Genomic DNA, 25,117 nt, shown 5'->3' with positions numbered 1-25,117 from the left:
AATGGGGTCAATCATTGGTCATCCTAGATAACCCCATTTACTGTTTTAACTCGCCATCTTTAATAACTTAGCTGTTACGTGTTCACGGTTTTTGGCTAATAGCCATAAACCACCACCGGTTAAACCGATAATGAGTTGTATTGTACCTAGATTTTCAATCAAGGTTTCGGGGCGAAGGGTAACTAAGGTCATGCCTAATGCGCCAAAGATCATGGCAACAAATTGTATGATAGCCACCGCTGAACCGGTATCGGTATCCTGCTGTTCTAACATTAAATTAGTACCAGGAATACGGGGGATGATAACCGCCATGGTTGCTGGGGCTGCGATCATGGCAAATACCCATGGTGAGGTGTGTCCAATGGTCAGGGTTAAACAGCCGCAAATAACCAGTACTAAAAAGGATAAAGAGATTATTTTTTTTACCGAAATAATCTTAGATAGTTTCATATAAATGACTGGTCCAAATGAAGCGCTAAAGGCATTAAATGCAAATGCATAACTAAACTCTTGCTCCGTGAGACCAAACCCGTCGATATAGATATAAGCGCCAGCGGCTAAAAACGACATTAACGCCATCGGTACAATAGAAAATATACACAATAGAGAAGTAAAGCGCGGATTTTTCAGTACCACCCCTAAGCGTCCCCATGAACGTAATACAGAACCGGTATAACGCTGCGCTAAGGTTTCACGATAACATAAAGCAAATAATCCCGATGCAGTACCAAAAATAGCCAACGCTACAAACATCATGTGCCAAGAGTAAACGTTGAGTAAAAATGCACCTAAAACGGGTGCAACCATTGGTGCGATGATCACAAGGGACATAACCGTTGCCATTATTTTTTCTCGCTCCCTCCCGGTATAAAGATCTTTGACGATAGCGGTCGCCACAACGGTTACAGCACTGCCACCAAAGGCTTGGATAACACGATAAAAAATCAGGTGTTCAATATTGGTGGCTAAGGCGCAAAATGCACTTGCAAGCACATAAATTGTAATACCCGTCATTAAAATAGGTTTACGTCCAAACTTTTCACTTAAAGGACCCCAAAAAAGTAAACCTATCGCGTAGGTTACAAAATAGGCACTTAATGTCAGGTTGACCATCGATTGGTTAGTATTTAGGAGGTCGACCATTTGTGGTAACGCGGGTAAGTAGAGATCCATTGTTAATGGTGGGAAAGCGCTGATCACGATTAAAAATATCAATGTGCCCGTTTTTCCTAGTATAGGTTGTTCTTGTGTCAAAATAGGATTCCAGATTAATGTTAGACGATAAGACGTTTTTGCAGCGAGGCTGAATATAAAGGTTTAACTGACTTTATATAGGCCAAGAGAAAGGTGACCAATAGAATATCATTTTACTGGTTAAAATAGGGTTAAAGTTAGTACTTTCTATTATCTAAAAAGAGCTTAACTAAACACTCTCCTTATTGGTTAATATTGATGATTTTCTTTGTAAAATAAGTAAATATTTACAGTCACGGTCCTCTTAATCACATTTTTTACTGCCTAATGAGAAAGAGTATTAATTGCGTTGCTATAAGCATAAATAATTTACTTTTTTTGTTGTAAAAATCACTTAGGTCTCCAGCTTAGCACTCGTTGGTAAGTCATTTATATTAAGAGAAGAGATCAAGTCTTTCTATTTGCTGTCGGCATTTATTGCAATGTGTTTATAAACGCCTCCTTTCTGGCTTGCTCTAAGTCTTGGGTCGTGCTTTTAATATCGCCTGTGTTAATGAACTCTGCGAGGAGTGGGATCACTTTTTTTTCAAATTCAGGCAAAGAGTCTCTGTCAAAATATTGTGTAATTGAATTTGCCTGATTTAATATTTTTACACCTGCTTGAGTGAAGTGATCTGTACCAATTTTAGCTTTATTATTTGCAGGAATATAGCCGATACGTTGGTTGTGGTCTGCCTGTACTTTTGCATCAGCCATAAACTTAATGAAAATTTCTGCCTCTGATAAATTCTTAGTGTTTTTAGCAATCATGAAAACTTCTAATGGCGCTTCTTCAGATACAGATAACATCGCCATTTTAGGAAAAGCCATAACCGCTAATTCCTCTGACATTCTCACTGGAAAATATTTACTAGAAAAGCTACCTATTAACATAAATCCAATTTTATCTCGGTATAGGCTAGGTAATAACTCGTTCCATTTTAATCGCTTATTATTTTTGTTAAAAAAGGAGTTATCAATTAATTTTTTCCACTCAATCATCACATTTTGTAGGCGTTTATCGTAGAAAGAGACCTTACCTTGAAGGGTTTTTTGGTGAAACTGATAACCATTTATACGTAAATTAAGATAGTCAAACCAAGCTGCTGCAGGCCAATTGTTCTTTAGGCCAATACCTATTGGGGTAATACCATCTCTTTTCATACTCTCACATATATCGATAAATTCTTGCCATGTTTTTGGTATTTCTCCATATTTTTCAAGCAATGACCGTTTGTAAAAAATGCCCCAGTAATAATAAGAGATAGGAAGAGCGTAAACAGCACCTTCATAAGTAACGGAATCTTTTAAGTGTAAAAAATTTTCATCTAAATCACCTTCATTCCATAGATGAGTAATGGGCTGAATAGCGTCTTTTTTTACATAATCAAAAAGACGTTGGGAGGCTTGCCAGTAAAGAACGTCAGGGGTATCTATCCCGTCTAATAACCAGGTTGGTAAATCGTTTTTATAATCAGTATCTGTTCTTGCTATTGTTGTTATTTCAATACCTGTTTTTTGTGTAAACTGTTTGAATGTTTCAGAAAATACTGAGCGCTGCTTAGGCGCAATTAATATAGAAACGGTTAGTGCTGAAGCGTTTACGGAGGAGAGAAGTAAGTTGGTTATCAGTATGATTTGTAAAATTATTTTAATTTTTATTATCATTGTCAATTTCCATTGAAATAGCAGTGCTGCACTTAGTATATACCAAGTAGAGCAATCTGCTTGTGATGGGATTTTGCAACGTATTGTTATTTAAAATGTTTTTATGTGGAGGGAGTTGCGGTTGACCCATAATTTATTTTCAGTGCTGGACTGTGGTATCACAATAGTTAATGGCGTTGATAATAAGCACAAATAATTTACCTTTATTTGTTTGATAATGGTTATCATTTGTTTTATTGTAAAGATCACTTAGGTATCCGAACTTATCACGCTTTTGGTAAGTCATTTATATTAATAGGAAAGTTATGTTTGCATGTATCTGTCACGGTATCACAGAAGAAGATATCGAAACTGCTGTGGCTCAGGGACTTAACTCGATGCAAAAATTACGCAGTCAACTGGATGTCACCAATCAGTGTGGACGTTGCACGCAGTTTGTAAAAAGTACTTTAGAGAGCGCTTCAGAGCGTTATGATTTAGCGGTAGAGTTAGTTTAACCATCACAATAATGCGCTGTATAACGATGATTCGTTAAGGCAGGTTGGGTTATACAGGGCATTAATGAAATTATTGCTGATGATTTACATCTGTTGTTGTAAGTAGTTTTGTATTCCTGTTTTTTCTAGCAAATATTGTTGTGCTTCTAACCAATCAATTTGCTCCTCTTGCGCTTCGAGAATATCTTCTAATAGATCTCGGCTAACGTAGTCTTGCGATTTTTCACAGTACGTTATGGTAGCGACCAATGTTGCATGGGACTCCATTTCAAAGTCTAAGTTAGCCTGTAGCATCTCTTCACAATGTTGCCCAATACGAAGGCGTCCTAGTGATTGCACATTAGGCAAGCCTTCTAAAAATAGGATCCGCTCTATTAACTCATCGGCATTTTTCATTACTTTAATAGAACGTTTATAATCCGCTTTATTGAGTGCTTCAAAGCCCCAATTTTTATGCATTCGAGCATGTAAAAAATACTGATTGATCGCAATTAATTCATTAGCTAAAACACTATTTAGTTGCTTTATAAGGTCTTTGTTACTTTTCATGTCCGACTCCATTATTAGGTTGCTGAGCTACTTGTACCCATTTTTGATTGGCTGTAATTCTCGATACCAATTCTTCCAATCAAGCCAAGTTGTTGCTCTAACCAATAAACATGATCCTCTTCAGTATCGAATAATAATTTTTCTAATATTTCTCTAGATTGGTAGTCCTGTTGTTGTTCGCAGATTGCAATTGCGTCACGTAAAGCAACGACTACTTCCATCTCTAATATCAGATCATTTTCCATCATCTGCTTGATATCATTACCAATAATAAGGTCGCGGCGGTTTACCATATTTGGCTTACCCTCTAAAAACAAGATGCGTTTAATTAAAAAATCAGCATGCTCTGTTTCCTCTTCTCTTTCATGTTCCAGACGTTCATATAGTTCATTGAAACCCCAATCTTCATACATACGTGAATGAATAAAGTATTGGTCAATAGCGGCTAATTCATTCGCTAATAAATGGTTAAAACTGTCGATAACTTTCTGATTGCCTTTCATGAACTCTCTCCTGAGATTAATTGAATCTTTGATAGGATAGGATTAGTTGTATGAAAAAACATCATTCAGTGAATGATTAAATGTAAAAAGTAGATCTTTTACTGTTATTGATTGCACTGAAATAGTGACTTTTTTACTGCTATTTAAGCGTGTTATTTATATTTAGTGATATTGGATAGCTGCCTATAAAAATTTCTTTACGGGTTATTTGAAAATTTAAGCTTCAGTAATTAAATAATAATACCAATATTATCCTACTGAAAAAAATAGCTTTATTTTGTTGCAACGTTACTCCCTAAGCTGATTTTTTTATTCATTGAGACAAGTATATTAAAATAATTTAAGCCACTGTTAATGACGGTTGTCATTTTTTATTTGCTGTTTTTGTGTTTTTTATGTGCTTATTTTTTATCAAAGAAGTTGCTTGTGTTAAAACATTTTCTCCCTATACTGTTTTCAACCGGGGCGCTTGTAAAAGTTCTCCGGTTTTTTTTTGCCTGCCATTTTGCCTGTGAATAAAAACCATATTGTTTATATTTTTTGAGATAAATTTAGGAAACAGTTATGCGTATTGAACAAGATTTAAAATTAGGTTTTAAAGATGTCCTTTTCCGTCCAAAACGTTCTACTCTGAAGAGTCGCTCACAGGTTGAGTTAGCTCGAGAATACACGTTCAAGCATAGCGGTCGTAAGTGGAGCGGTGTACCTATCGTTGCTGCTAATATGGATTCAGTTGGTAGTTTTGCTATGGCTGCATCACTTGCAGAGCATGGTGCATTAACTGCAATCCACAAACATTATACAGTCGCTGACTGGGCTGATTTTGTTGCAACAGCTGACAGCAAAGTAATTCAAAATGTGATGGTTTCTACCGGCACATCAGATAAAGACTTCCAAAAAACATTCGATATCATGGCATTATCTGAAGAGATTACGTTCATCTGTGTTGATATTGCAAATGGATACTCAGAGCAGCTTGTTGAATACGTGGCTAAAGTACGTGCGGCGTTCCCAGATAAAGTCATCACTGCAGGTAACGTTGTTACTGGCGATATGGTGGAAGAGCTAATTTTAGCCGGTGCGGATATCGTAAAAGTAGGTATCGGCCCAGGTTCTGTTTGTACAACACGTGTTAAAACCGGTGTTGGCTACCCACAATTATCAGCAATCATTGAGTGTGCAGATGCAGCGCATGGTTTAGGCGGAAGCATTATCGGTGACGGTGGTTGTAGCTGTGCTGGTGATGTAGCTAAAGCCTTTGGTGGCGGTGCTGATTTCGTGATGCTAGGCGGTATGCTAGCTGGTCACACAGAAAGTGGTGGCGACGTTATAGAGAAAGATGGCAAAAAATTCATGAAGTTCTATGGAATGTCATCTAAAAGCGCGATGGATAAACACTCTGGTGGTGTTGCTAACTACCGTGCAGCTGAAGGTAAAACGGTTTTATTACCTTTCCGCGGTGAAGTCGGTAATACGATTCAAGATATCATGGGTGGCGTACGTTCAACTTGTACTTATGTTGGCGCTGCTAAACTAAAAGAGCTAACAAAACGTACTACTTTTATTCGCGTTTTAGAGCAAGAAAATAACGTTTACGGCAAAGAGTAAACGAATAAAGCACTACGAGTGACAGTATTCACTGTTGCTTGTAGTGCTATTTAGGTTAGTCATTTCAATCGTCATCTAACTATCCCCAGGTTTATACATTTACGATAAACATCCCTTTATGTACTGCATTTTTTAATTTTGATTGACTCTTTATGTTGATATTGTTGCCATCAAAATGCATTCATCTTTTCGAAAACCGAATAAATTATCATTATTTATTTTGCTTCATTACGTTTTAAATACCCTTGCTTAGATTATCTATGAAGCTATCTCTGAATCGTTATAATGGCAAAATTAAACAATAAGGTTCCAATATAAAACATTGATTTAGATGATGTCTTTTTAATTCTATCGGTGCTTTTGTAGCGACTTCTCAATTCATTAGAAAATTAAGCATTGCAGTGGTAAAGGCCTTTTAACTGCAATAGGCTGACTAACATTAAGTTGTTTTATTTCAACTTAACTCGTCAATTAAAGCAATGACTTAGAGTCGAAGGGGTTCAGTCAGTATGAAAAGTTTCATTTCAAATATTCAACACGATAGTTTATTAAAGCGTGTAAAAACCATGGTTTTTTGTGTCTTACCGCTTAGCTTAGCAGCTTGCTCATCTTCTATGGATGAGTCGGATACGGCTAAAATAGTAACGCCTAATACGACACCTGGTGCTTTTTACACGGGGGAGTATCGTAATGCATTTGTTGAATTTGGCATTGCTAGCCCAGAAAAGGTGAGCCGAAAAGTGAATGATACTTATAAGCAGCTTTTTTATTCAAGCTCACGCAGTGAAAATGGAAAATCTGTATTTTTCCCTGTTGGTCAAGATATGGGATTTATTAAAGACATTGGTAGCAACGATATCCGTTCAGAAGGCATGTCTTATGGCATGATGATCGCTGTGCAAATGAATGACCAAGCAATGTTTAATAAGTTATGGAAGTTCTCTAAAACCTATATGCAGCATAAAGAGGGCTGGTACAAAGATTATTTCGCGTGGCACCTAAATCCTGACGCGCCATTTGCTCATAAATCTGAAAACCCTGCACCGGACGGTGAACTGTATTTTGCAATGGCGTTATTCTTCGCTGAGCATCGTTGGGGCGCGGGAGAAGGCATTAATCAATACAAAGTTGAAGCCAATCGAATATTACAAGCGATGGTGAATAAACCCGAAACAGATTCGCAAGTAACGATGTTTAGTCGTGATGAGAAACAAATACTGTTTGTTACCGAAAAAAGCTTAGGTATTTATACCGATCCCTCTTACCACGTTGCTGCCTTTTATGAGCTGTTAGGGCGTTGGGCTGACCAAGATAAGCAGTTATGGCTAGATGCAGCAAAGGTGAGTCGTGATTACCTATATAATGCTTCACATCCGAAGACAGGACTATTTTCTGAATATGCTGCCTTTGATGGTACGCCACAAATCACATCGTTCAATGATATTAGCCATAAATCTGGCTACGATGCACATCGAGTGATTGGTAATATGGCGATGGATAATCACTGGTTTAATGTCGATCCAAGACAGCAGGAATTAGCAGATCGTATGATTGGGTTCTTTACTAATGAGTACGCTCGCAAAGGTCAAAACTATGCGGTACATGAAATGGATGGCGCTATTGCTTCTAAATGGGCGAGTTCGGGTCAAAATGCAATGAACGGAACCGCAGCAATGATCACGGCTAGTTCAGAAGCTCAAGAGTTTACGGAACGTCTATGGGATCAAGCGGTACCTACCGGGAAATGGCGTTATTATGACGGTGTATTGTATATGTTTTCAGTATTGCAAATGTCTGGCGAGTATAAGATTTATGGGCCAACAGATGCTGTAAAATAAGGTTTTTATTCATCGCGAAAAGCTAGTTTACTTAATGACTAAGTTTTGCATAAAAACATAATTTTTAAGAGGCCATAAAAGAGAAATTTTATGGCCTTTTTTTATGTAATAAATAACACCTATTTATTACCTTAAGCATCTCTTCCTAAATTCAAATGAATTACCTATTTAGTGACAAAACTCCTACCACTTGCAATTGATGTTTATTTAACAGATACTAAACCGACTAATCAGTCGGTTTTAATTTGTGCGAATGAAATCAATTTATTATTTCATTCGGGAGATATTTATGAATACGGTAAACAACAACGCTCAGCAAATCTCATTAGAGCAATTATTGGCGACACAGCGCTCGGCGTATAAGTCGATGCCTGCTCCTAGTTATCAATCAAGGGTTGATAAACTTAATCAATTAAAAGCGGAGTTAATGAATTATAAAGACAGGCTGGTTAGTGCATTAGCGAGTGATTATGGGCACCGTTCTGGTAACGACACTATCATTGCAGATATTTTACCCTGCGTGACAAATATTAATTACACAGTTAAAAACCTTAAATCGTGGATGAAACCAGATCGTCGTCATGCCGGATTATTATTAGCGCCATCATCAGTGGCAGTACATTATCAACCACTTGGTGTAGTGGGTATTATTGTGCCGTGGAACTTCCCTGTGATGTTAGCCATTGGACCATTAATTACAGCCATTGCAGCGGGTAATCGCGCGATGTTGAAAATGTCTGAGTTTACACCTGCCACCAACAAGGTGTTAATCGCGTTACTCGCTGAGATATTTAGCCAGGAGGAGGTTGCTGTTGTTGAAGGTGAGGCGAATATTGCCGCGCAATTTTCTTCACTGCCTTTTGATCATTTACTGTTTACTGGCTCGACCACCATTGGTCGTCATGTAATGCGATCTGCTGCTGAGAACCTAACCCCAGTGACACTTGAACTAGGCGGAAAATCTCCGGTTATTATTGCCCCTGATATGGATGTTGAGATCGCTGTACAGCGCTTAATTTATGGTAAGTGTTTAAATGCGGGACAAATCTGTGTCTCACCGGATTATGTTTTATGTCCCGAAGAGAAAGTTGAAGCATTGATTGCTGCTTACCAAGCCCGTTTTAATAAAATGTACCCAGACTTTGCTAGTAATAGTGATTACGGCAATGTCATTAATCAGCGCCAATACAGTCGTTTATTATCGGTGCTTGATGATGCCAAACAAAAAGGCGCAACGATTACCTCGGCAACTGAATATGCTCTCGATAGCGAGGGACGTAAAATGCCAACGCAATTAGTGACAAATGTGCGCGCCGATATGACCATTTTACAAGATGAAATATTTGGCCCGCTACTGCCGATAATCGCTTATAAAGATCTTGGAGAAGCGATTGATCATATTAATAATAACGATCGTCCATTAGCGTTATATATTATGAGTTTTGATACACAAACCCAACAGTCTATCATTCAGCAAACGCACTCGGGTGGAGTATGTATCAACGAGACTATTTTTCATGTGGCTGCCGAAGATGCCCCTTTTGGTGGTATTGGCCCATCAGGCATGGGAAGTTATCACGGTAAAGAAGGTTTTCTGACGTTTAGTCACGCTAAAACGGTTTTAAAAAGTGGCAAGTTTAATGCTGGTTTATTTATTCAGCCGCCCTATGGCACTAAATTACAAGCATTGTTGATGAAGCTATTCCTACGTTAAAATAACAGTGTGTGGCAACCTGCTTGCTGCTAAACTAATTAACTAAATCTCTGTCATTTATAAAGGCTAGCGAGTTAAAAACAGTATGATAAGTAAAACCGTAGTGAATAAAGTTCCCAAGAAAGATAAGAAGCAAGCGCTCTTAGATAGTGCGTTAGCTTTATTTGTTGACCAAGGTTTCCATGCTACCTCTACGGCATCAATCGCTAAAAAAGCAGGTGTCGCTACTGGCACCTTGTTTCATCATTTTGCCAGCAAAGATGCGTTACTTAACCATCTATTTATGGCGGTTAAACTGGAGTTTGCTGAGGATATCTCTCAAGGTATCTTAACGAGGGGGCAAACCGGTAAAGATTTAAAGTCAGATGCTGAACATCTTTGGCAGCATGCGATAGATTGGGCGTTACAGAACCCGATTAAGCAGCGCTTCTTTTTACAATATTCGATGTCCTCAGAGGTTGATGCAACGATTCGCGAACAAGCGATGAATAGCGTTTTACATTTTGTAGTGGTATTGATTGAAAAGGGGCAGCAACAGGGAATTATTGCCGATTTCCCGATTCCATTGATGCTAGCAAATTGTCATGGCCAATACCTTGCTGCCATTCGTTATTTCACTGATCACCCTCAATGGGGCGATGATGTTAGTCAACGCCAAGCAAGTTTTGAGCTGTTTTGGCGCTCGATGAAAGTTGATTAACTGCCATGTTTTGATATTGAGCGTGGTAAAGGTGAAAGGGTAACCTATAAATATTATTTCTATAATAAGGAACATATATGAAATATAACCTAAAGCCATTAATAATCTGCGTTGCCTTAATCTCTACACAATTGATATCTGGTTGTAAAATTATCCCACCAGAGCAGAAAAAACAGCCACAATCAGTGGGTGATTTTGAGTTTGAATTAAGCCCATTTAAGGATAGCAATTTTAAGCAAGTTGAGGCAACATTTTTTACTCATCAATCTAAAGAGCTTGTCTTTAGAGTGTTATCGAATATTGAGCAAACATCGCAATGGCTAGAGCGTGTAGAAAGTTTAGAAGTGTTAACTGCCTATAATAACCAGCAATATTTATTACGTACCGTTATTAATAGCCCGTGGCCCTTTAAAAACCGTGAATTAATCACCTGTGTTAATACCCATTTTGAAGAAAAAAAGACCACCATTAATATATCCTCTTGCAGTGACCGAGTGCCTGAAAATACTCAATATGTGCGCCTATCGGACGTTGAATCAAGTTGGACGATCAGAAAAATAAGCAATTCATTAGTCGAAATAAATTATAAAACTTGGATTGATCCCTCCGGAAATGTACCTGCATTTATCTTCAACAGTGAATTAATTGATAGTACTGAGAGTGATCTTCTAAAATTGCAGGCGATTATTGATAACGCTTCTATGGATCAATTTTCATATTAATGTGTTTAACAGTGAGTGATGGCGACTCACTGTTAATTTAAAATGAAAGTGGTGAACAATTAAGTAGATGGCGTTATCAGCTTATGGTGAGTAGTGAATTTCACCTGATACAGTGCCAGTAAACCTAAGCAGATAATGAGTGCCGTTGTTGTACTGGCTATTACCCCTTGCCAGCCCCATTGTTCATAAAAAGGGGCGATGAAAAACACACCTAAACTTGCGCCGCTGTAATAAAACAGACTATATAGTGCTTGCGCGCTACCCTTACCTTTTTTGACACTACGGCTGACTAAAGTGCTTGCTTGAGCATGACAGAAAAAGAAGCCAAAAGAGATCATGATCATACCGATTATCATCACCGATAGGTTGCTATGACTCAATAACATATTTGCAGCGATCATAATAAATATCCCCATCGCGATCCCTGCTACTTGTCCATGTTTTTTAGAAAATTTACCTGCTAATGAAGCGCTGGTGGTGCCGCCGAGAAAAGTAACAAATATCAAACTACGTAATGAGCTTGGGAGTTGATAAGGTGCCGCTTCTAATACGCTCATTAAATAACTAAATAAATTTACAAAGCAACCAAATGCTAAGCCGATGATGATATATATCAGCAATAACTGTGGGCGTTGTAGATGCGTGAAATAAGTATTTAAACTGTTTTTTAGTTTAAATTTTTGTACCGAGAAATGACGTTGTTTAGGGATAATGAAAAACACAATAGTAAATAAAATAGCGGTGATCGCAGCAATTACATAACCCGTTGCTTGCCAGCTACCTAACAAGTCAGCACCTGTTCCTGCAATAAGGCGGCTACTGATCCCACCCAGCGTATTTGCTGCAATGTAATAACCAACTGCGGCTGGTAACCAACTTTTTCGTAACTCTTCTCCGAGCAGTGGAATAGCGACTGCAGGGCAAACGGAGAGTAGGGCGCCTTGTATAAACCGTAGTGTTAAAAATAACGTGTAGTTTTCCACCACTGGTAGGAGAAGAGAGACAGCAAGCCCGGCAATCATTCCGACCAATAGAATCGAACGGCGACCAATAGAGTCAGAGATACTTGCAAAAACTAATAGCCCTAAGCCCATACCTAATAGTGGCGCAGACATCGCGAGATTGGCACCTAGCAGGGTTATATCAAAGCTACGTTGCAATGCAGGCAATAAAGGTTGTAGCCAATAAATATTGGAAAAAGTAACTACTGAGCAAAGGCAGACGGAGAAAACTAATCGCGTGTAGTGGGTTAAATTTTTCATGGGCGTATCTGCTTGGTAAGGAATAAACTAATAGTAGCTATCTGCCTTCAATAAATAAATTATATTGTTTTTATGGTATCCATAGATATAATTTATGCGTGTGAGTATGGATATAGTCAATAGACTGAATTGGAGGGAAGATGGAATTTAGGCAGCTACAGCATTTTGTTACTATTGTTGAAACGGGTAGTATTTCAGCAGCAGCTCGACACCTATTTTTAGCGCAACCGGCAATCAGTGCCAGTATTAAAAAACTAGAAACTGAATTAAACATGCCGTTATTGCATCGTCGCGAAAGAGGGGTAAGCCTGACGGAAGCAGGGCAGCAATTTTTACAACATGCGCGACAAATTCTTCAGCAAGCTAAAGATGCTAAATTAGCGATGCAGGCGATTGAGGGGCTTGACCAAGGTGAGGTCGAAATTGCCGTACCACCTATGCTCGGTTCTTATTTTTTCCCGCCGTTATTAATGGCATTTAAACACCAATATCCTGCATTGAAATTAAATATTATCGATTCTGGTACGCGTAGTATTCGCCAGAAACTGCTTGATGGAGAGCTTGAGCTGGGGGTTGTTGCCGACCATGACTTACCACCAGAATTTGAAAGTGGTAAATTGATGCGTGAAGAGATGGTGGTTGCTATGTCAGTGGATCATCCTCTCGCGGCGTTTGAGCAGATCGAGTATAAAGATCTACTTAAACATGAGCTGATCCTATTTGGAAAAGGTTACTACCATCACTCGTTGATTGAAAAAATTAGTCAAAAAGAGAAAGAGCGCCCTAGGGTTGCTTTTACCAGTAATCTTTTACCGTTAATTAAATCTGTTATACGCAAAGGTTATGCCGTTTCACCAATGTGGAAAGTAACCATTCAAGATGATGATGGCATCATTACTCGTCCCTTTGTTGAGCCTTTTTTTATTGACCTTAGTTTAGCGTGGCGACGCGATAGTTATCTGTCTAGAGCAAATCAGGTCTTTCGAGATTTTATACTGGAAGAAGTTAAAGATAATTAATGTTACTCAAATAGAGTGACGGTTATCACTGATAAGCGATATTATTGAATTCAAATTATAAGGTAGCATCAATATAGATTATTTTAAGTTAAGCAACCTATGTCGCTATACAAGTACTATTGCCTGCTTTGATTGATGCGAAAATACGATACCGCCTTGTTTGCTTTTTTTAGCTTGATACATTGCGGTATCTGCCGCACTAACCTCCCGCTGCGTATCCTTTGAATCTGGTGTTAAAATATGAACCCCGATGCTGCAACTCATTTCCAATATAAGCCCATTAATATCGATCGGCTTTTTCATCATCTCCTGTATCCGTAACGCTAAATGTTGGGCATTTTTATAAGCATTTTCCTGATCTTGACCCATATCCTCTGCTAACAGGGTAAATTCGTCACCGCCCACTCTTGCGATGCTCTCCTCACCCCGTGATGATTGCTTAAGGCGTAAGGAAAATTCAATCAATACACCATCACCAACACTATGCCCATACTTATCATTTATCGCTTTAAATTTATCTAAATCAATATAAATTAAGGCTCCAAATTTTTTGTTGCGGGAAAGTGCGGTCAATAGTGATTTAAATTGATTATCGAACATACGACGATTAAATAATCCAGTTAAAGAGTCTGTTATCGACTCTTTGGTTAACTTCTGTTGCACTTCCTCTGTATAACTGAGTAATAAAAAAACACCTAATATCACCGAAAAAATAGGCCATATAATCTGAGTTGAGGCAATTGTTAGGCTAAACAGTTCTGAGGATGTCTCTAAAAGTATGGATCGGGTGATCAGTACGATGACCAAGAAAAAAAAGGTGTAGGCAACGATAATATCAGACGGAGTTCTCTGTGCTTTTTTATGTAAGAAAAGGTAGCCACATAAACAAAAAGCGATGGGAATGAATAGACTGCCAGTATGCATTACGTAGCTTAATTTACCTTCAAGGGTAAAAAATGTTTGAGCGATGATATTGAGTAAAAATAAAAGACTAATGAACCGCCATGGGGTCTTAACCGCACAACGTTTAAAGCTAAAAATGGTTATCCCCCAGACAAAAATAGTGGAAAATATTGTCGATGTAATTTCAATAAAAAGGGTTAAAGGTAAAGAGTATAAAAACCAACTAATAGCAAAGGCAAAAAATGAGCCGATTAAAAAGAGAGTTGCCTTTACCTTCCCTTCTGTAGGTTTAATTCGTGTGCCGGCAAAGGCTAATATAAGATTTATTAGTGCTACCGTTAAATAATATACTTGGTCAGAAGACATGAATTATCACCTCGTTAAAATAGATAGTTTCATTTGTATTGGTTTATATTAATTCAGCGGCAAGGGGGAGAAAAGTAAAGAGATAGAATATATTTTAGTTAAAAAATGATCCATCATCATCTTATATTAGTTGAAATTAACCTTGTTGTTTTATACAAAATGCTTATTTTGAAGAATTGCGCGTTATAACTGAATATGAGTTTTATTAGGTACTTTAATGAGTCATGAGAGGATATTTACCTCTCATGAAATATTGTGGGGTGCTAGTTGAATGATAAAAGATCTGTTCTGATGACTTAAAGATAATAGCTCATCACTTTTTACTCTATTCAGTACAAGATCAGATTGTGCTTTTTTGCCATCGCTAACTCAATATCTATAGAGGAGTTTCACTTGTTGAGCCTTTTTTACTAAGCCATTTTTTCCATGGCAGTGGCATCATCGGAATCACAATTAATAGAATACCGATCGCAGTTAACAGATCTGGAATCTCATCAAACCATAAAATACCAAATAGCGTGACAAAAGCGAGGCCAGAGTATTCTGCTAATGCAATATTGCTTACCGCTGATTTTTTATAAGCGATAACCACTAATGCGTGATAACCCAGTACAAATATATTGATCGCCACTATCCACATAATATTGGTCCAAGAAACACTTTCCCATTGTGTTAGTGCGAGTAAAAATGCGACCGGCAAAGTCATTATAGTTGTCCAAAATAGGGTGGAAATGAGGTGCTGCTCTGGTGGTAAACGACGAATAAAAATATTACACACCGCCATGGTTAGTGCACTACCTAATGCAAAAATAGCTGCCCAATGAAACTGATCGGGTCGCAACACAATCAATACACCAATAAAACCAATACCAGTTGCAATATATTTACCCAGTGGTGGCGTCTCTTTGAGTAAAAAAATCGACATTGGTAACATCATCAACGGTGCAACATAGAACATCGCGTTAGCCGTTGCCAAAGTTAAGTGAGTAATCGCTACCATTGCGCAGGCACTTCCTCCAACGATAAACTGTGCACGCCAAAATGTAATTTTACAACAACCCTCTCTATATTTCTCTTTGGGTAGTTTTAGCCAAAATGGAAGAATAAAAAATAAACTTATAAATTGGCGAATGAATACGTATTGAAAGGTAGGCACTTCACCATTCAGTACTTTCAGTGATACGTCTGAAAGAGAGGCAAGCAGATTAGCCAGCACTAATAATAAGATGGCCTGACTAATGGATTTTTGTTGCATAAGTTTTCCGAGAAAATATTTTTGAAAAATAATCATATTATATGATTTAAAAGGTGCGGCATTATACACAAAAGTGGCTTTTGGGGTAGTTTCAGTGACAGGCTAGGCTGATGTAGGTGGGAATTTATCTGTTTTAACGCATTCTATTTTCTCATTTTTCTTGAGGTAAAAAAAAGCCTAGTCAGTATGAACTGATTAGGCTTTTTTAGTTGCTTATTTTAACTGTTTTACGCGAATACAGCTTCTTTAGCTTTTACTGTTGGTGCTGGTGTGCGGATTAGGTGGTCAAATGCACTTAAGCTTGCTTTTGACCCTTCACCCATTGCAATGATGATCTGTTTGTAAGGCACAGTGGTTACATCGCCAGCTGCAAATACACCCGCTACTGAGGTTTCACCTTTTGCGTTTACTTCAATCTCACCACGTGATGATAAAGTTACACCACTTGTTTTTAAGAAGTCACTGTTTGGTATCAAGCCAATCTGTACAAAAATACCAGCAAGTTCAATCTGTTTTGCTTCACCAGTAACACGGTCAATATAGTTAAGTGCATTAACACGTGTACCATCACCAATCACTTCGGTTGTTTGTGCGCTTTTGATAATAGAAATATTATTCATGCTATTTGCTTTGTCGACTAACACTTGGTCGGCGCGTAGCGTATCAGCAAATTCTAAAACTGTTACCTGTTCAACAATGCCTGCTAAATCGATAGCCGCTTCGATACCAGAGTTACCACCACCGATTACAGCAACTTTTTTGCCTTTAAATAGTGGGCCATCACAGTGTGGGCAGTAAGCAACGCCTTTGTTACGGTATTCTTGCTCACCGGGTACATTCATCTCTCTCCAGCGCGCACCGGTAGATAAGATAACGCTACGGCTTTTTAAGGTTGCGCCACTTTCAAGTTCAACATGAATGTAACCATCTTCTGTTTTTTCTGCACTGACTAATCCGTCAGCACGCTGTTCGCTCATGATATCGACGTTGTATTGCTTAACGTGCTCTTCCAGTGCCGCTGCTAATTTTGGACCTTGTGTTTCTTTAACAGATATAAAATTTTCGATACTCATCGTATCCATTACTTGCCCGCCGAAACGCTCAGCGACTACGCCAGTACGAATACCTTTACGTGCTGCATAGATTGCTGCGGATGCACCCGCTGGCCCGCCGCCAACAACGAGCACTTCGTAAGGTTCTTTTTCATTCAATGCCGCAGCTTTCTTTTTGCCTGCACCAGTATCTACTTTGTTTAATATTTCAGTTAATGAAATACGCCCCTGCGTAAACACTTCACCGTTTAGGTAAACGCTTGGTACTGCCATGATGTTACGCTCAGCCACTTCATCTTGGAATGCGGCGCCATCAATCATGGTGGTTTTAATTTTTGGATTAGTCGCAGCCATCATATTGAGGGCTTGAACAACATCCGGGCAGTTTTGGCAGCTCAATGAGATAAATACTTCAAAGTTCATTGCATCTTCTAGATTAGCAATTTGCTCAATTACCTCTGCTTCTAACTTCATTGGGTGACCACCGCTATGTAATAGCGCTAATACTAATGAAGTGAATTCGTGGCCCATCGGTAAACCTGCAAAACCAATCGCTGTTTGTTTAGTAGGGTTGACTACTTGCATAATTGGCTTACGCGTACTTGCTGTTGCGTCTTCAATAACGATGATTTTGTCATGTAATGAAGCGATATCATTGGCTAAGGTTAATAATTTTTGCGCTGTATCACTTTCATCAAGGCTAAGAACAAGGTGTACTTCTGTTTTTAAGTTTTCTAAGTACGCTTTTAGTTGTGCTTTCATATTTTGATCTAACATAGTGTCACCTTATCTCTTACTTGCTGCTAAATGGCAGTCGCTTATCGATACGTTATTAGCAATTTATTTCATTTAAAAATCGACTTTCAAAAAAATTTATAGAGAATGAAAAACGATTATTAAATGGCCTCAGACCTTGTTAAACAAGACTGAGGCATTATTTCAATCTAATTTAAGATTCCTTTAAGGAGACTTTAAATTAGATTTTGCCTACTAAGTCTAGTGAAGGAGCAAGTGTTGCTTCGCCTTCTTTCCATTTAGCTGGGCATACTTCACCTGGGTTAGCTGCAACATATTGTGCTGCTTTCACTTTACGCATTAGGTCTTCAGCATCACGGCCAATGCCTTCAGCAGTAATTTCCATTGCTTGGATGATACCTTCTGGGTCAACTAAGAAAGTAGCACGGTCAGCAAGGCCTTGACCTTCACGCATTACGTTGAAGTTATTTGTTAGGTTGCCTGATTGGTCACCAACCATGAAGTAGTTGATTTTACCGATTGTTTCAGAGCTATCGTGCCATGCTTTGTGTGTGAAGTGTGTATCAGTAGATACAGAGAAAACTTCTACGCCACGTTTTTGAAGCTCTTCGTAATGGTCTGCAACGTCACCAAGCTCAGTAGGGCATACAAAAGTAAAGTCAGCAGGGTAGAAGAAGAAGATAGACCATTTGCCTTTAACATCTTGCTCAGAGATCTCTACGAATTCGCCTTGTTTGAAAGCAGTTGCGTTAAACGGTTTAATTTCAGTATTAATCATTTTGTATTCCTATTAAGTCATTGGTTAGTTAAGTTGGGAGCTTGTTGCTCATCCATGGCAAGCATTATGTGAGAAAAGTTATGATAGGTAAAATTGTTAGTTTCAATTGGATTGATAGTAAATAGCTATTGCCATATTTAAAGTAAGGAAATAGCGTCAATAGACTTTATTGTCTTTATGACCCTGCTGTTTTTAGCTGAAGGGTCATAAATTAAGGGAGAGGGAGATTTTTATTTTTAGGGGCTAGTTGTCAATATTGATAGAAGTTAAATATTTAACTTCTTCCATTACCACGTAGGTGCGAGAGCTTTTAATATCGGGTAGTGAAAGCAGGGTTTCGCTGAGTACTTTGCGATAGGCCGACATATCTGCGACTCGGGTTTTTAATAGATAATCAAAATCACCAGAGACCAAATGACATTCTAAGATAGAGTCGAGTTGCTTGGCTGCTTCATTAAAGCGTTCAAATACATCCGGACTTGAGCGTTGTAGCGTTAACTCAATATAGACCAGTAGTGAAGCATTTAAATACTGAGGGTCAAGCAGCGCAGTATAGGACTTAATGACGCCCTGTTTTTCAAGTCGCTTTACTCTTTCTAGGCAAGGGGTAGGGCTCAATCCTATCTTTTGAGAGAGTTCTACATTAGAAATACGGCCATTTTTTTGTAGCTCTCGTAATATATTACGATCTATTCTGTCTAGTGACATTAACTGCCATTCCTTTTTGCAATAGTGTTATTGACTGTTTTTTGGTTGTATATTAGTCAGAATAACTGAAAGTGGCATGATAAACAAAAAAATACAGTCAAAAAAACTACACAAAAATACCTATACTATTTCCATTGAAGAGTTATTTGTTAACAAACCTATAACAACTGCTGACAATCAATTAAAAGGAAAGAATTATGCTTATCGGTGTACCTAAAGAAATTAAAAACCATGAATATCGTATCGGTATGGTTCCTGCGAGTGTACGTGAATTAGTACAAAATGGTCATGATGTTATCGTAGAAAAAGATGGCGGTATGGGTATTGGCTTTAGTGATCAAGACTATATTGCCGTAGGAGCAAGCATTGAAGCAGAGGCGGCTACTATTTTCGCAAAAGCAGATATGATTGTTAAGGTGAAAGAGCCGCAAGCGGTTGAACGTGCAATGTTACGCGAAGGGCAGATTCTATTTACTTATTTACATCTCGCCCCAGACCTTCCGCAAACAGTTGATCTCGTTGCTTCGAAAGCTGTTTGTATCGCCTATGAAACCGTTACCGATACACATGGTGGATTACCTTTGTTAGCACCAATGTCTGAAGTAGCAGGACGTATGGCGATTCAAGCCGGGGCACAAACACTGGAAAAATCGAATCAAGGCAGTGGTATGTTATTAGGCGGCGTACCGGGTGTTGCACCTGCTAAAGTCGTCGTGATTGGCGGCGGCATGGTAGGTAATAATGCCGCACAAATGGCGGTAGGTTTAGGCGCCGATGTGACTATCTTAGATCGAAATATTGACGTATTACGCAGTCTTAATATTCAGTTTGGTAATACCGCTAAGGTTATCTACTCTACGGCTGATGCCTTAGAAAGTGAAGTTTTAGCCGCAGATCTGGTTATCGGTGCGGTGCTTATCCCTGGTGCTGCAGCCCCTAAATTAGTGACTAAAGAGCACATTAAGAAGATGAAAGCGGGCTCTGCGATTGTTGATGTGGCGATTGACCAAGGTGGCTGTTTTGAAACATCACACGCAACAACCCATCAAGACCCAACCTATGTTGTCGATGAAGTCGTTCACTACTGTGTCGCAAATATGCCCGGGGCGGTTGCGCGCACATCAACCTTTGCACTTAATAATGCAACCCTGCCTTATATTATTAAGCTAGCTAACCAAGGCTACCAAGCTGCACTGCAAAATGATAAAGGTTTATTGAATGGCTTGAATGTGATTGCTGGGCAATTGACTTGTGAAAGTGTCGCTATTGCGCATGATATGCAATTTGTTGCGCCAGAAACTGCATTAGCGAATTGTGTTTAGTGATAGTACTTGTTTAAAGCGCATTTAAATGCGTTTTATTAAGCGATATTTTTCGTTATAGATTATCTACCTAAAACCCCTCATACTTCATTAAGTATGAGGGGTTTTTATTTATATTTAAATTTATCCTCTGAAAGCGATGGAATGATAGTAGCGGAGGATTTGTTTGCTGATTAATTTTAGCTAAGTTAAACCTACCTTTATTATTTAACCTACTCTTAAAACAGTGCATTACATTAATTAACAGGAGTGATTATGATTAAAAAATTATTGGTCGTTACCATGGTGGTAATTATCTCAGCGTGTTCAACGCTACAGAAAGAGTTAAGCAATTATGTGAAAGAGCCCGAGGTGACTTACAAGTCGATTGCGGTTGGAAAAATGTCGATGGAAGCTATAGAGCTTATTCCTACTTTTAACGTAGTGAATAAAAATGACTTTTCACTGCCAATCAGCGCTATTACCTATGAGCTTTCGCTTAATAATAAAAAAATGCTAATGGGTGAAAGTGATGATATAGGCACGTTATCTGCCAATGCTGAACAAGATGTCAGCCTATCATTGGATCTCACCAAGGAAACAATCGTTTCACTGCAACAACTATTATTTAAAGATAAAAAGTTGGATTATCAGATTAAAGGTGGCGTTAAGGCGATGGGATTCACTATCCCCTTTGAGAAATCAGCGACGTTATATGTACCTGATGTGACCATTAATGATTTACAGGTTAACAGTGCGACATTTAACGAGTTAGATATTGTGTTAAGTATTGATATCGATAATAAAAATGAATTTAGCTTACCGCTAGAAGATGTCAGCTACTCGGTCTCTTCGCAGGGGAAAAAGTTATTCCAAGGCGGACTTGAAAGTCAAAAAATAGCACAGGGTAAAAATACGATTCAACTGCCGTTAACAATTAAACCTAGTGATCTATTCAATAATGTCTTTTCGTTATTACTTAGCCCTGAATTGCCATTAAAGTTTGAGGTGACGACCCCTATGTTTACTAAAACCTATGATCAATCGATAAATCTAGGTTCTTTTTTTCGTTAACAAATAAGTGAGTTAACTCACTGCGAAACAAGTATAAATGATCGGCTAATCAGTGGCGTTACTCTTGTTAGTATACTCAACTGATTAGCTAGATATAATTATCATGGACGCAATATTATGAACCAAGTTATCGAATTATTAAAAAACCACCGTTCAATTCGCCAGTTTACCGATGAGTCTGTCACACAGGATCAATTACGCGCGATAATTGAAGCGGCAGGTGCGGCGTCGACCTCGAATTTCATTCAAGCGTATAGCGTCATCAATGTGACTAACAACATCACTCGCCAACACTTATCTGAGCTAGCTGGTGGGCAGAAGTGGGTACTAGAAAGTCCTATCTTTTTAGTTTTTTGTGCGGATCTAAAGCGTGCCCAGTCAGCCTGTGAGTTTGAAAATATAAACATGGACTCAGGTTATACCGAGCAATTTATGGTGAGTACGGTGGATGTGTCTCTTGCTGCGCAAAATGCCATGATAGCTGCTGAGTCTCTCGGGCTTGGCGGTGTATTTATTGGTGGTATTCGTAATAACCCACAAGCGGTTTGCGAGCTGCTCAATATTCCTAAGCAAGTCACTCCTATATTTGGCATGTGTTTGGGCTATCCTGCTGCACAGCCAGAGCAGAAACCCCGGTTACCAGTAGATGTTGTTCTGATGCAAGAACGTTATCAGGAGGATGTTAGTTACATGAAAGCCTATAATGATACCTGCCATGCCTATTATCTTAGTCGTTCGACAAGCGCGCGAACTGAAACCTGGACCCATCAAATTGCGTCAATGGTCAGTAAACCGGCTCGTCAGCATATGAAAGAGTTTCTTGCTAAACAGGGGCTTGCGATTAAGTAATGTGGGGGGATTATTGAGGCATTGCTGGTGTCAAAGTCAGATGTTATTTTGAGACAACATCTGACTTTTTTATTATTGCTTTTCTTGCAGTGTTGCTTTGGCTGCTTCCACTTTCGAAAAATCTAATCCTAACTCTTCAACAGCTTGCTTAATGAGTGCTGGATTCGTCATTACCATCATCATTAACGGCTTCAATTTTTCCTCTGGAATACCCAAACTTTGAATCGTTGCCATTGCGGCTAATGGGTTTTCTGTTAGTGTTTGAAATAGTTCTGCGATTTTAAAATCACTGATATTTTGCTCTTTAAGTGTTTGTATAATTGGGTTCATTGTTTTTCCTTTTGATTTATTAATGTTGGTTTTGTTTTTTAATATTAACCAAAGGTTTGGCTGAATGTTTGGTTAAATTGAGAATTAATACACTGACTAAAATGGCAATGACAATTGACAGTAAACGCCAAAATTCGGCATCTAATGAGGTTATTCCTTGATGTTTTATCACTTGGTAAGTAAGCACTGTGAAGTTGGTAAATAGCAGTTGATAAATGCTAAAACTACATTGGCGACGAATTGCATAACCTGCTAATTGCAATCCACAGAACAGCGTCACACCAATCAATACCCAAGTGGGTACGCCAAAGCTAAATAGCGCTAACACAGGTAGCGTAAAGAATATGCCAACTACTGTTGTGATAACTTTGTTTTGACTATAAATACGATTATCTTCAGCGATAGGGATCTTGATGATATTTACAATTGTAATTGCGATCAGCATTGTTTGTGAACTGCCTGTAGACATTAATACAAATAGCACAATGCACATTGTTGTGGCTTTAAACGCAATTAATGCGACATTTTCTTGTGCGCCAACTTTACTGGTTTGGTCTGCTTTAATGTCCTGCTCATCGCCAGGGAATAATAAAAAACTTAGGTAGGTAAAAATAATGGCAATAATGACGCCTTTAAACATTAGCGAGGGTAAAAAGCTGGTTGAAATACCCATTTGGAAGTTCATGACCGTCATCATTATCACCACCATTAAGCTCAAGGTTGCTAAAATATCTTTGGGGTTAGCATGGCTACGATAAAAGCCCCAAAATAATAGCGACCAACAAAACAGTGCATATCCGGTAGGCGTATCTTTCAGTATGCTGCCAATAGTGACTAAAAGAAAACTGATAAAAAATAATATGACCAAGAGGTTAAGCAACATTTTTAAGGGCGGCTTAGAGGGCATCATGGTTAAAAAAATAACCACAAACATCGGCGTGAGAATAGGTACTGGATCGCCATTGCTTTGAAAATAAAACAGCAATAGGACTGGAAAAAGTACCAGTCGTATTATTGGATTGGCAGCGCTACGAAACATAGGTCCACACACTGACGATGCGTATCCAAAGTTTTGCTAATAACTCTCCTACACTGCTTTGCTCAGTAAAAAATGCCACCGTCGCTTGAGAGCCAAAACGAATGTTATGTGGTAACTCTCCATTTTCGAAAATAATATTAACCGGGTAACGTTGTGCGCTCAGTGAACTAGTGTCTGCACTTAAAAAACCGGTCGTTTGATCGATATTATTACTGCCGCCTGTTCCCCAACCGATGCTATCTACTTTCCCCTTTAGGACTCTACCCGGTAGGGCATCGAGTACAATTTCAACTTTTTGACCATTTTTTATATGCTCAAGTGAATTTTCTCTGACTAGCGCAGAAATCCATACACTGCGAGGATCGATAAAAGTTAACACCGGAGAGCCGACACTGGCCTTTTGACCTACGGTCAGTTGCAAATTGGTCACTATACCTTTTGAGGGAGCACGCACTTCGGTACGCTGTAGATCTAATTGTGTTTTTTCAAGGTTTGCCATAGCCGCAAGGATTTGTGGGTTATTCTCACCTTCAGGGCCAAGGTTTTGTTTCGCTTGTACTAACGATGCTTCGGCAACTTTGTAGCTAGCTTGTGTTCTGTCTCTCGACTCGATTGCATTGTCCAAATCAGACTGGCTTAAGACACCTCGTTCTGCGAGCTCAGCGATACGATTCGATTGCTCTTTGGCATTATTACGTGCTGCCAATGCATCAGTTACTTTTGCTTGTGCAACTTCAACGGCTGCAGTGTTTGCACCAATGCTTTGTCCTGCTAATGCTAAGTTAGCTTGTGCTGATTGTAAGGCTATTTGATAGTTTCGAGGGTCAATTTTAAAGAGCAGTTCGTCAGCTTCAACCACTTGGTTATTTTTGATATTTACATCAACGATATTACCTGTCACTTGGCTGGCCACCCTGACCAAATAGGAGTGTACCCTGGCATCGCCTGTCATTGGCGTGACCCTATCTGCCCAAAGACTATATAACCACACAGCAAGGACGACTGTGATGATATAAAAGCTTAATTTACGAGATGATGTTTCCGCAGCAGACATAACATTGACTCTTTTATTAAATAATGAGATTTAGTGGGGTAAAGGTTATTGTAACAAGATTGAATAGCCTGTGCACAAGATTATATCTTTATGAAAGTAGAGAATTTGTTTCTCTATAGACTAGCGTTTAATGAATTTTTTATTGTGAGCTTTGTTTAAATTAATTCATTGTAGATTATATTTTTTGTACTGTTTAACGGTCGCGTAATTTTTTATTTTTTAAATCTAGCCCTGTGAATGACTCGCCTCTAGTTTGATAAATCCATTTTGCAATAAATAATACAAATGTTGCGGGGCAATTTTTAATATTATTAAGACCTAAACATATTAACTTAAAAT

General features: G+C 38.6%; 23 protein-coding genes. 10 read left to right on the top strand and 13 right to left on the bottom strand.

Going from position 1 to position 25,117, the window contains the following annotated elements:
* Positions 1-45: 45 nt before the first annotated feature.
* Entirely contained in the window at positions 46-1,254 is a 1,209-nt protein-coding gene (locus QQK09_RS03020) for a multidrug effflux MFS transporter (RefSeq protein WP_284202638.1), read from the bottom strand.
* A 414-nt stretch (positions 1,255-1,668) separates the two neighbouring features.
* Complete coding sequence (locus QQK09_RS03015; RefSeq protein WP_284202637.1) at positions 1,669-2,901, bottom strand: ABC transporter substrate-binding protein; 1,233 nt, start codon at positions 2,899-2,901, stop codon at positions 1,669-1,671.
* A gap of 305 nt (positions 2,902-3,206) precedes the next feature.
* Between QQK09_RS03015 and QQK09_RS03010 the strand changes: the two genes are divergently transcribed.
* A complete protein-coding gene (locus tag QQK09_RS03010; RefSeq protein ID WP_284202636.1) occupies positions 3,207-3,398 on the top strand; it encodes a (2Fe-2S)-binding protein in 192 nt (63 codons plus the stop codon).
* 84 nt (positions 3,399-3,482) lie between these two features.
* On the opposite strand, the gene bfr (QQK09_RS03005) is transcribed toward QQK09_RS03010, so the two are convergent.
* Entirely contained in the window at positions 3,483-3,947 is a 465-nt protein-coding gene (bfr, locus tag QQK09_RS03005; protein ID WP_284202635.1) for a bacterioferritin, read from the bottom strand.
* 14 nt (positions 3,948-3,961) lie between these two features.
* Positions 3,962-4,450: a bacterioferritin gene (gene bfr / locus QQK09_RS03000; protein WP_284202634.1), complete on the bottom strand. Its 489-nt coding sequence runs from the start codon at positions 4,448-4,450 to the stop codon at positions 3,962-3,964.
* 564 nt (positions 4,451-5,014) lie between these two features.
* Here bfr (QQK09_RS03000) and QQK09_RS02995 point away from each other — a divergent pair.
* From QQK09_RS02995 to QQK09_RS02975, 5 genes are all read left to right on the top strand, one after another.
* Positions 5,015-6,058 carry a GMP reductase gene (locus tag QQK09_RS02995; RefSeq protein WP_284202633.1) on the top strand — a complete coding sequence of 348 codons (1,044 nt, stop codon included), beginning with the start codon at positions 5,015-5,017 and terminating at the stop codon, positions 6,056-6,058.
* 509 nt (positions 6,059-6,567) lie between these two features.
* Positions 6,568-7,896, top strand: coding sequence for a family 8 glycosyl hydrolase (locus QQK09_RS02990; RefSeq protein WP_284202632.1), 1,329 nt, complete (start codon positions 6,568-6,570; stop codon positions 7,894-7,896).
* Positions 7,897-8,185: 289 nt separating this feature from the next.
* On the top strand, positions 8,186-9,610 hold the full coding sequence (locus QQK09_RS02985; RefSeq protein ID WP_284202631.1) for a coniferyl aldehyde dehydrogenase: 1,425 nt from the start codon (positions 8,186-8,188) through the stop codon (positions 9,608-9,610).
* Positions 9,611-9,695: 85 nt separating this feature from the next.
* The gene (locus QQK09_RS02980) at positions 9,696-10,310 is read left to right on the top strand and encodes a TetR/AcrR family transcriptional regulator (RefSeq protein WP_284202630.1); all 615 of its coding nucleotides are present in this window, start codon (positions 9,696-9,698) and stop codon (positions 10,308-10,310) included.
* Between the two features lie 77 nt (positions 10,311-10,387).
* On the top strand, positions 10,388-11,032 hold the full coding sequence (locus QQK09_RS02975) for an SRPBCC family protein (RefSeq protein ID WP_284202629.1): 645 nt from the start codon (positions 10,388-10,390) through the stop codon (positions 11,030-11,032).
* Positions 11,033-11,091: 59 nt separating this feature from the next.
* On the opposite strand, the gene QQK09_RS02970 is transcribed toward QQK09_RS02975, so the two are convergent.
* Entirely contained in the window at positions 11,092-12,294 is a 1,203-nt protein-coding gene (locus tag QQK09_RS02970; protein WP_284202628.1) for an MFS transporter, read from the bottom strand.
* Positions 12,295-12,434: 140 nt separating this feature from the next.
* Here QQK09_RS02970 and QQK09_RS02965 point away from each other — a divergent pair, with 140 nt between their 5' ends.
* On the top strand, positions 12,435-13,313 hold the full coding sequence (locus QQK09_RS02965; protein WP_284202627.1) for a LysR family transcriptional regulator: 879 nt from the start codon (positions 12,435-12,437) through the stop codon (positions 13,311-13,313).
* A 105-nt stretch (positions 13,314-13,418) separates the two neighbouring features.
* On the opposite strand, the gene QQK09_RS02960 is transcribed toward QQK09_RS02965, so the two are convergent.
* The 5 genes from QQK09_RS02960 to lrp all read right to left on the bottom strand — a co-directional run bounded on the left by QQK09_RS02960 (position 13,419) and on the right by lrp (position 19,131).
* Positions 13,419-14,582, bottom strand: a complete 1,164-nt coding sequence (locus QQK09_RS02960; protein WP_284202626.1) for a GGDEF domain-containing protein — start codon at positions 14,580-14,582, stop codon at positions 13,419-13,421.
* A 376-nt stretch (positions 14,583-14,958) separates the two neighbouring features.
* Positions 14,959-15,837 carry a DMT family transporter gene (locus QQK09_RS02955; protein WP_284202625.1) on the bottom strand — a complete coding sequence of 293 codons (879 nt, stop codon included), beginning with the start codon at positions 15,835-15,837 and terminating at the stop codon, positions 14,959-14,961.
* Positions 15,838-16,064: 227 nt separating this feature from the next.
* The gene (gene ahpF, locus QQK09_RS02950) at positions 16,065-17,666 is read right to left on the bottom strand and encodes an alkyl hydroperoxide reductase subunit F (RefSeq protein ID WP_284202624.1); all 1,602 of its coding nucleotides are present in this window, start codon (positions 17,664-17,666) and stop codon (positions 16,065-16,067) included.
* Between the two features lie 199 nt (positions 17,667-17,865).
* On the bottom strand, positions 17,866-18,423 hold the full coding sequence (gene ahpC, locus QQK09_RS02945; protein WP_284202623.1) for an alkyl hydroperoxide reductase subunit C: 558 nt from the start codon (positions 18,421-18,423) through the stop codon (positions 17,866-17,868).
* A gap of 243 nt (positions 18,424-18,666) precedes the next feature.
* Positions 18,667-19,131, bottom strand: a complete 465-nt coding sequence (lrp, locus tag QQK09_RS02940; RefSeq protein WP_284202622.1) for a leucine-responsive transcriptional regulator Lrp — start codon at positions 19,129-19,131, stop codon at positions 18,667-18,669.
* A 197-nt stretch (positions 19,132-19,328) separates the two neighbouring features.
* Between lrp and ald the strand changes: the two genes are divergently transcribed.
* The 3 genes from ald (at position 19,329) to nfsA (ending at position 22,355) form a co-directional block, all read left to right on the top strand.
* Complete coding sequence (gene ald / locus QQK09_RS02935; RefSeq protein WP_284202621.1) at positions 19,329-20,453, top strand: alanine dehydrogenase; 1,125 nt, start codon at positions 19,329-19,331, stop codon at positions 20,451-20,453.
* Positions 20,454-20,708: 255 nt separating this feature from the next.
* On the top strand, positions 20,709-21,506 hold the full coding sequence (locus QQK09_RS02930; RefSeq protein ID WP_284202620.1) for an LEA/WHy family protein: 798 nt from the start codon (positions 20,709-20,711) through the stop codon (positions 21,504-21,506).
* A 117-nt stretch (positions 21,507-21,623) separates the two neighbouring features.
* Positions 21,624-22,355 (top strand): oxygen-insensitive NADPH nitroreductase, encoded by a 732-nt coding sequence (nfsA, locus tag QQK09_RS02925; RefSeq protein ID WP_284202619.1) that lies wholly within the window; start codon positions 21,624-21,626, stop codon positions 22,353-22,355.
* 72 nt (positions 22,356-22,427) lie between these two features.
* Here the strand turns inward: nfsA and QQK09_RS02920 are convergent, their stop codons facing one another.
* The 3 genes from QQK09_RS02920 to QQK09_RS02910 are packed head-to-tail and all read right to left on the bottom strand — an operon-like array spanning position 22,428 to position 24,778.
* Positions 22,428-22,685: a DUF2999 family protein gene (locus QQK09_RS02920; protein ID WP_284202618.1), complete on the bottom strand. Its 258-nt coding sequence runs from the start codon at positions 22,683-22,685 to the stop codon at positions 22,428-22,430.
* Positions 22,686-22,704: 19 nt separating this feature from the next.
* Positions 22,705-23,724, bottom strand: a complete 1,020-nt coding sequence (locus QQK09_RS02915) for a DUF2955 domain-containing protein (RefSeq protein WP_284202617.1) — start codon at positions 23,722-23,724, stop codon at positions 22,705-22,707.
* Positions 23,714-24,778, bottom strand: coding sequence for an HlyD family secretion protein (locus QQK09_RS02910; protein WP_284202616.1), 1,065 nt, complete (start codon positions 24,776-24,778; stop codon positions 23,714-23,716). Before QQK09_RS02910 ends, QQK09_RS02915 begins: the two co-directional genes overlap by 11 nt.
* Between the last annotated feature and the right edge of the window lie 339 nt (positions 24,779-25,117).

The sequence above is a fragment of the Psychromonas marina genome, from assembly GCF_030161115.1.
Taxonomy (GTDB): domain Bacteria; phylum Pseudomonadota; class Gammaproteobacteria; order Enterobacterales; family Psychromonadaceae; genus Psychromonas; species Psychromonas marina.
The sequence above is the reverse complement of the archived record's forward strand: the minus strand, read 5'-3'. Positions and strand labels throughout refer to the sequence as shown.

What these genes read in the sequence shown, in the direction of transcription:
- QQK09_RS02910 (WP_284202616.1), bottom strand. Translation starts at nt 24,778, where the DNA reads ATGTCTGCTGCGGAAACATCATCTCGTAAATTAAGCTTTTATATCATC.
- ahpC (WP_284202623.1), bottom strand. Translation starts at nt 18,423, where the DNA reads ATGATTAATACTGAAATTAAACCGTTTAACGCAACTGCTTTCAAACAA.
- QQK09_RS02990 (WP_284202632.1), top strand. Translation starts at nt 6,568, where the DNA reads ATGAAAAGTTTCATTTCAAATATTCAACACGATAGTTTATTAAAGCGT.
- QQK09_RS02980 (WP_284202630.1), top strand. Translation starts at nt 9,696, where the DNA reads ATGATAAGTAAAACCGTAGTGAATAAAGTTCCCAAGAAAGATAAGAAG.
- QQK09_RS02955 (WP_284202625.1), bottom strand. Translation starts at nt 15,837, where the DNA reads ATGCAACAAAAATCCATTAGTCAGGCCATCTTATTATTAGTGCTGGCT.
- QQK09_RS02960 (WP_284202626.1), bottom strand. Translation starts at nt 14,582, where the DNA reads ATGTCTTCTGACCAAGTATATTATTTAACGGTAGCACTAATAAATCTT.
- QQK09_RS02915 (WP_284202617.1), bottom strand. Translation starts at nt 23,724, where the DNA reads ATGTTTCGTAGCGCTGCCAATCCAATAATACGACTGGTACTTTTTCCA.
- ahpF (WP_284202624.1), bottom strand. Translation starts at nt 17,666, where the DNA reads ATGTTAGATCAAAATATGAAAGCACAACTAAAAGCGTACTTAGAAAAC.
- ald (WP_284202621.1), top strand. Translation starts at nt 19,329, where the DNA reads ATGCTTATCGGTGTACCTAAAGAAATTAAAAACCATGAATATCGTATC.
- nfsA (WP_284202619.1), top strand. Translation starts at nt 21,624, where the DNA reads ATGAACCAAGTTATCGAATTATTAAAAAACCACCGTTCAATTCGCCAG.
- QQK09_RS02965 (WP_284202627.1), top strand. Translation starts at nt 12,435, where the DNA reads ATGGAATTTAGGCAGCTACAGCATTTTGTTACTATTGTTGAAACGGGT.
- QQK09_RS02985 (WP_284202631.1), top strand. Translation starts at nt 8,186, where the DNA reads ATGAATACGGTAAACAACAACGCTCAGCAAATCTCATTAGAGCAATTA.
- lrp (WP_284202622.1), bottom strand. Translation starts at nt 19,131, where the DNA reads ATGTCACTAGACAGAATAGATCGTAATATATTACGAGAGCTACAAAAA.
- bfr (WP_284202635.1), bottom strand. Translation starts at nt 3,947, where the DNA reads ATGAAAAGTAACAAAGACCTTATAAAGCAACTAAATAGTGTTTTAGCT.
- QQK09_RS02970 (WP_284202628.1), bottom strand. Translation starts at nt 12,294, where the DNA reads ATGAAAAATTTAACCCACTACACGCGATTAGTTTTCTCCGTCTGCCTT.
- QQK09_RS02930 (WP_284202620.1), top strand. Translation starts at nt 20,709, where the DNA reads ATGATTAAAAAATTATTGGTCGTTACCATGGTGGTAATTATCTCAGCG.
- QQK09_RS03015 (WP_284202637.1), bottom strand. Translation starts at nt 2,901, where the DNA reads ATGATAATAAAAATTAAAATAATTTTACAAATCATACTGATAACCAAC.
- QQK09_RS02920 (WP_284202618.1), bottom strand. Translation starts at nt 22,685, where the DNA reads ATGAACCCAATTATACAAACACTTAAAGAGCAAAATATCAGTGATTTT.
- QQK09_RS02975 (WP_284202629.1), top strand. Translation starts at nt 10,388, where the DNA reads ATGAAATATAACCTAAAGCCATTAATAATCTGCGTTGCCTTAATCTCT.
- QQK09_RS02995 (WP_284202633.1), top strand. Translation starts at nt 5,015, where the DNA reads ATGCGTATTGAACAAGATTTAAAATTAGGTTTTAAAGATGTCCTTTTC.
- bfr (WP_284202634.1), bottom strand. Translation starts at nt 4,450, where the DNA reads ATGAAAGGCAATCAGAAAGTTATCGACAGTTTTAACCATTTATTAGCG.
- QQK09_RS03010 (WP_284202636.1), top strand. Translation starts at nt 3,207, where the DNA reads ATGTTTGCATGTATCTGTCACGGTATCACAGAAGAAGATATCGAAACT.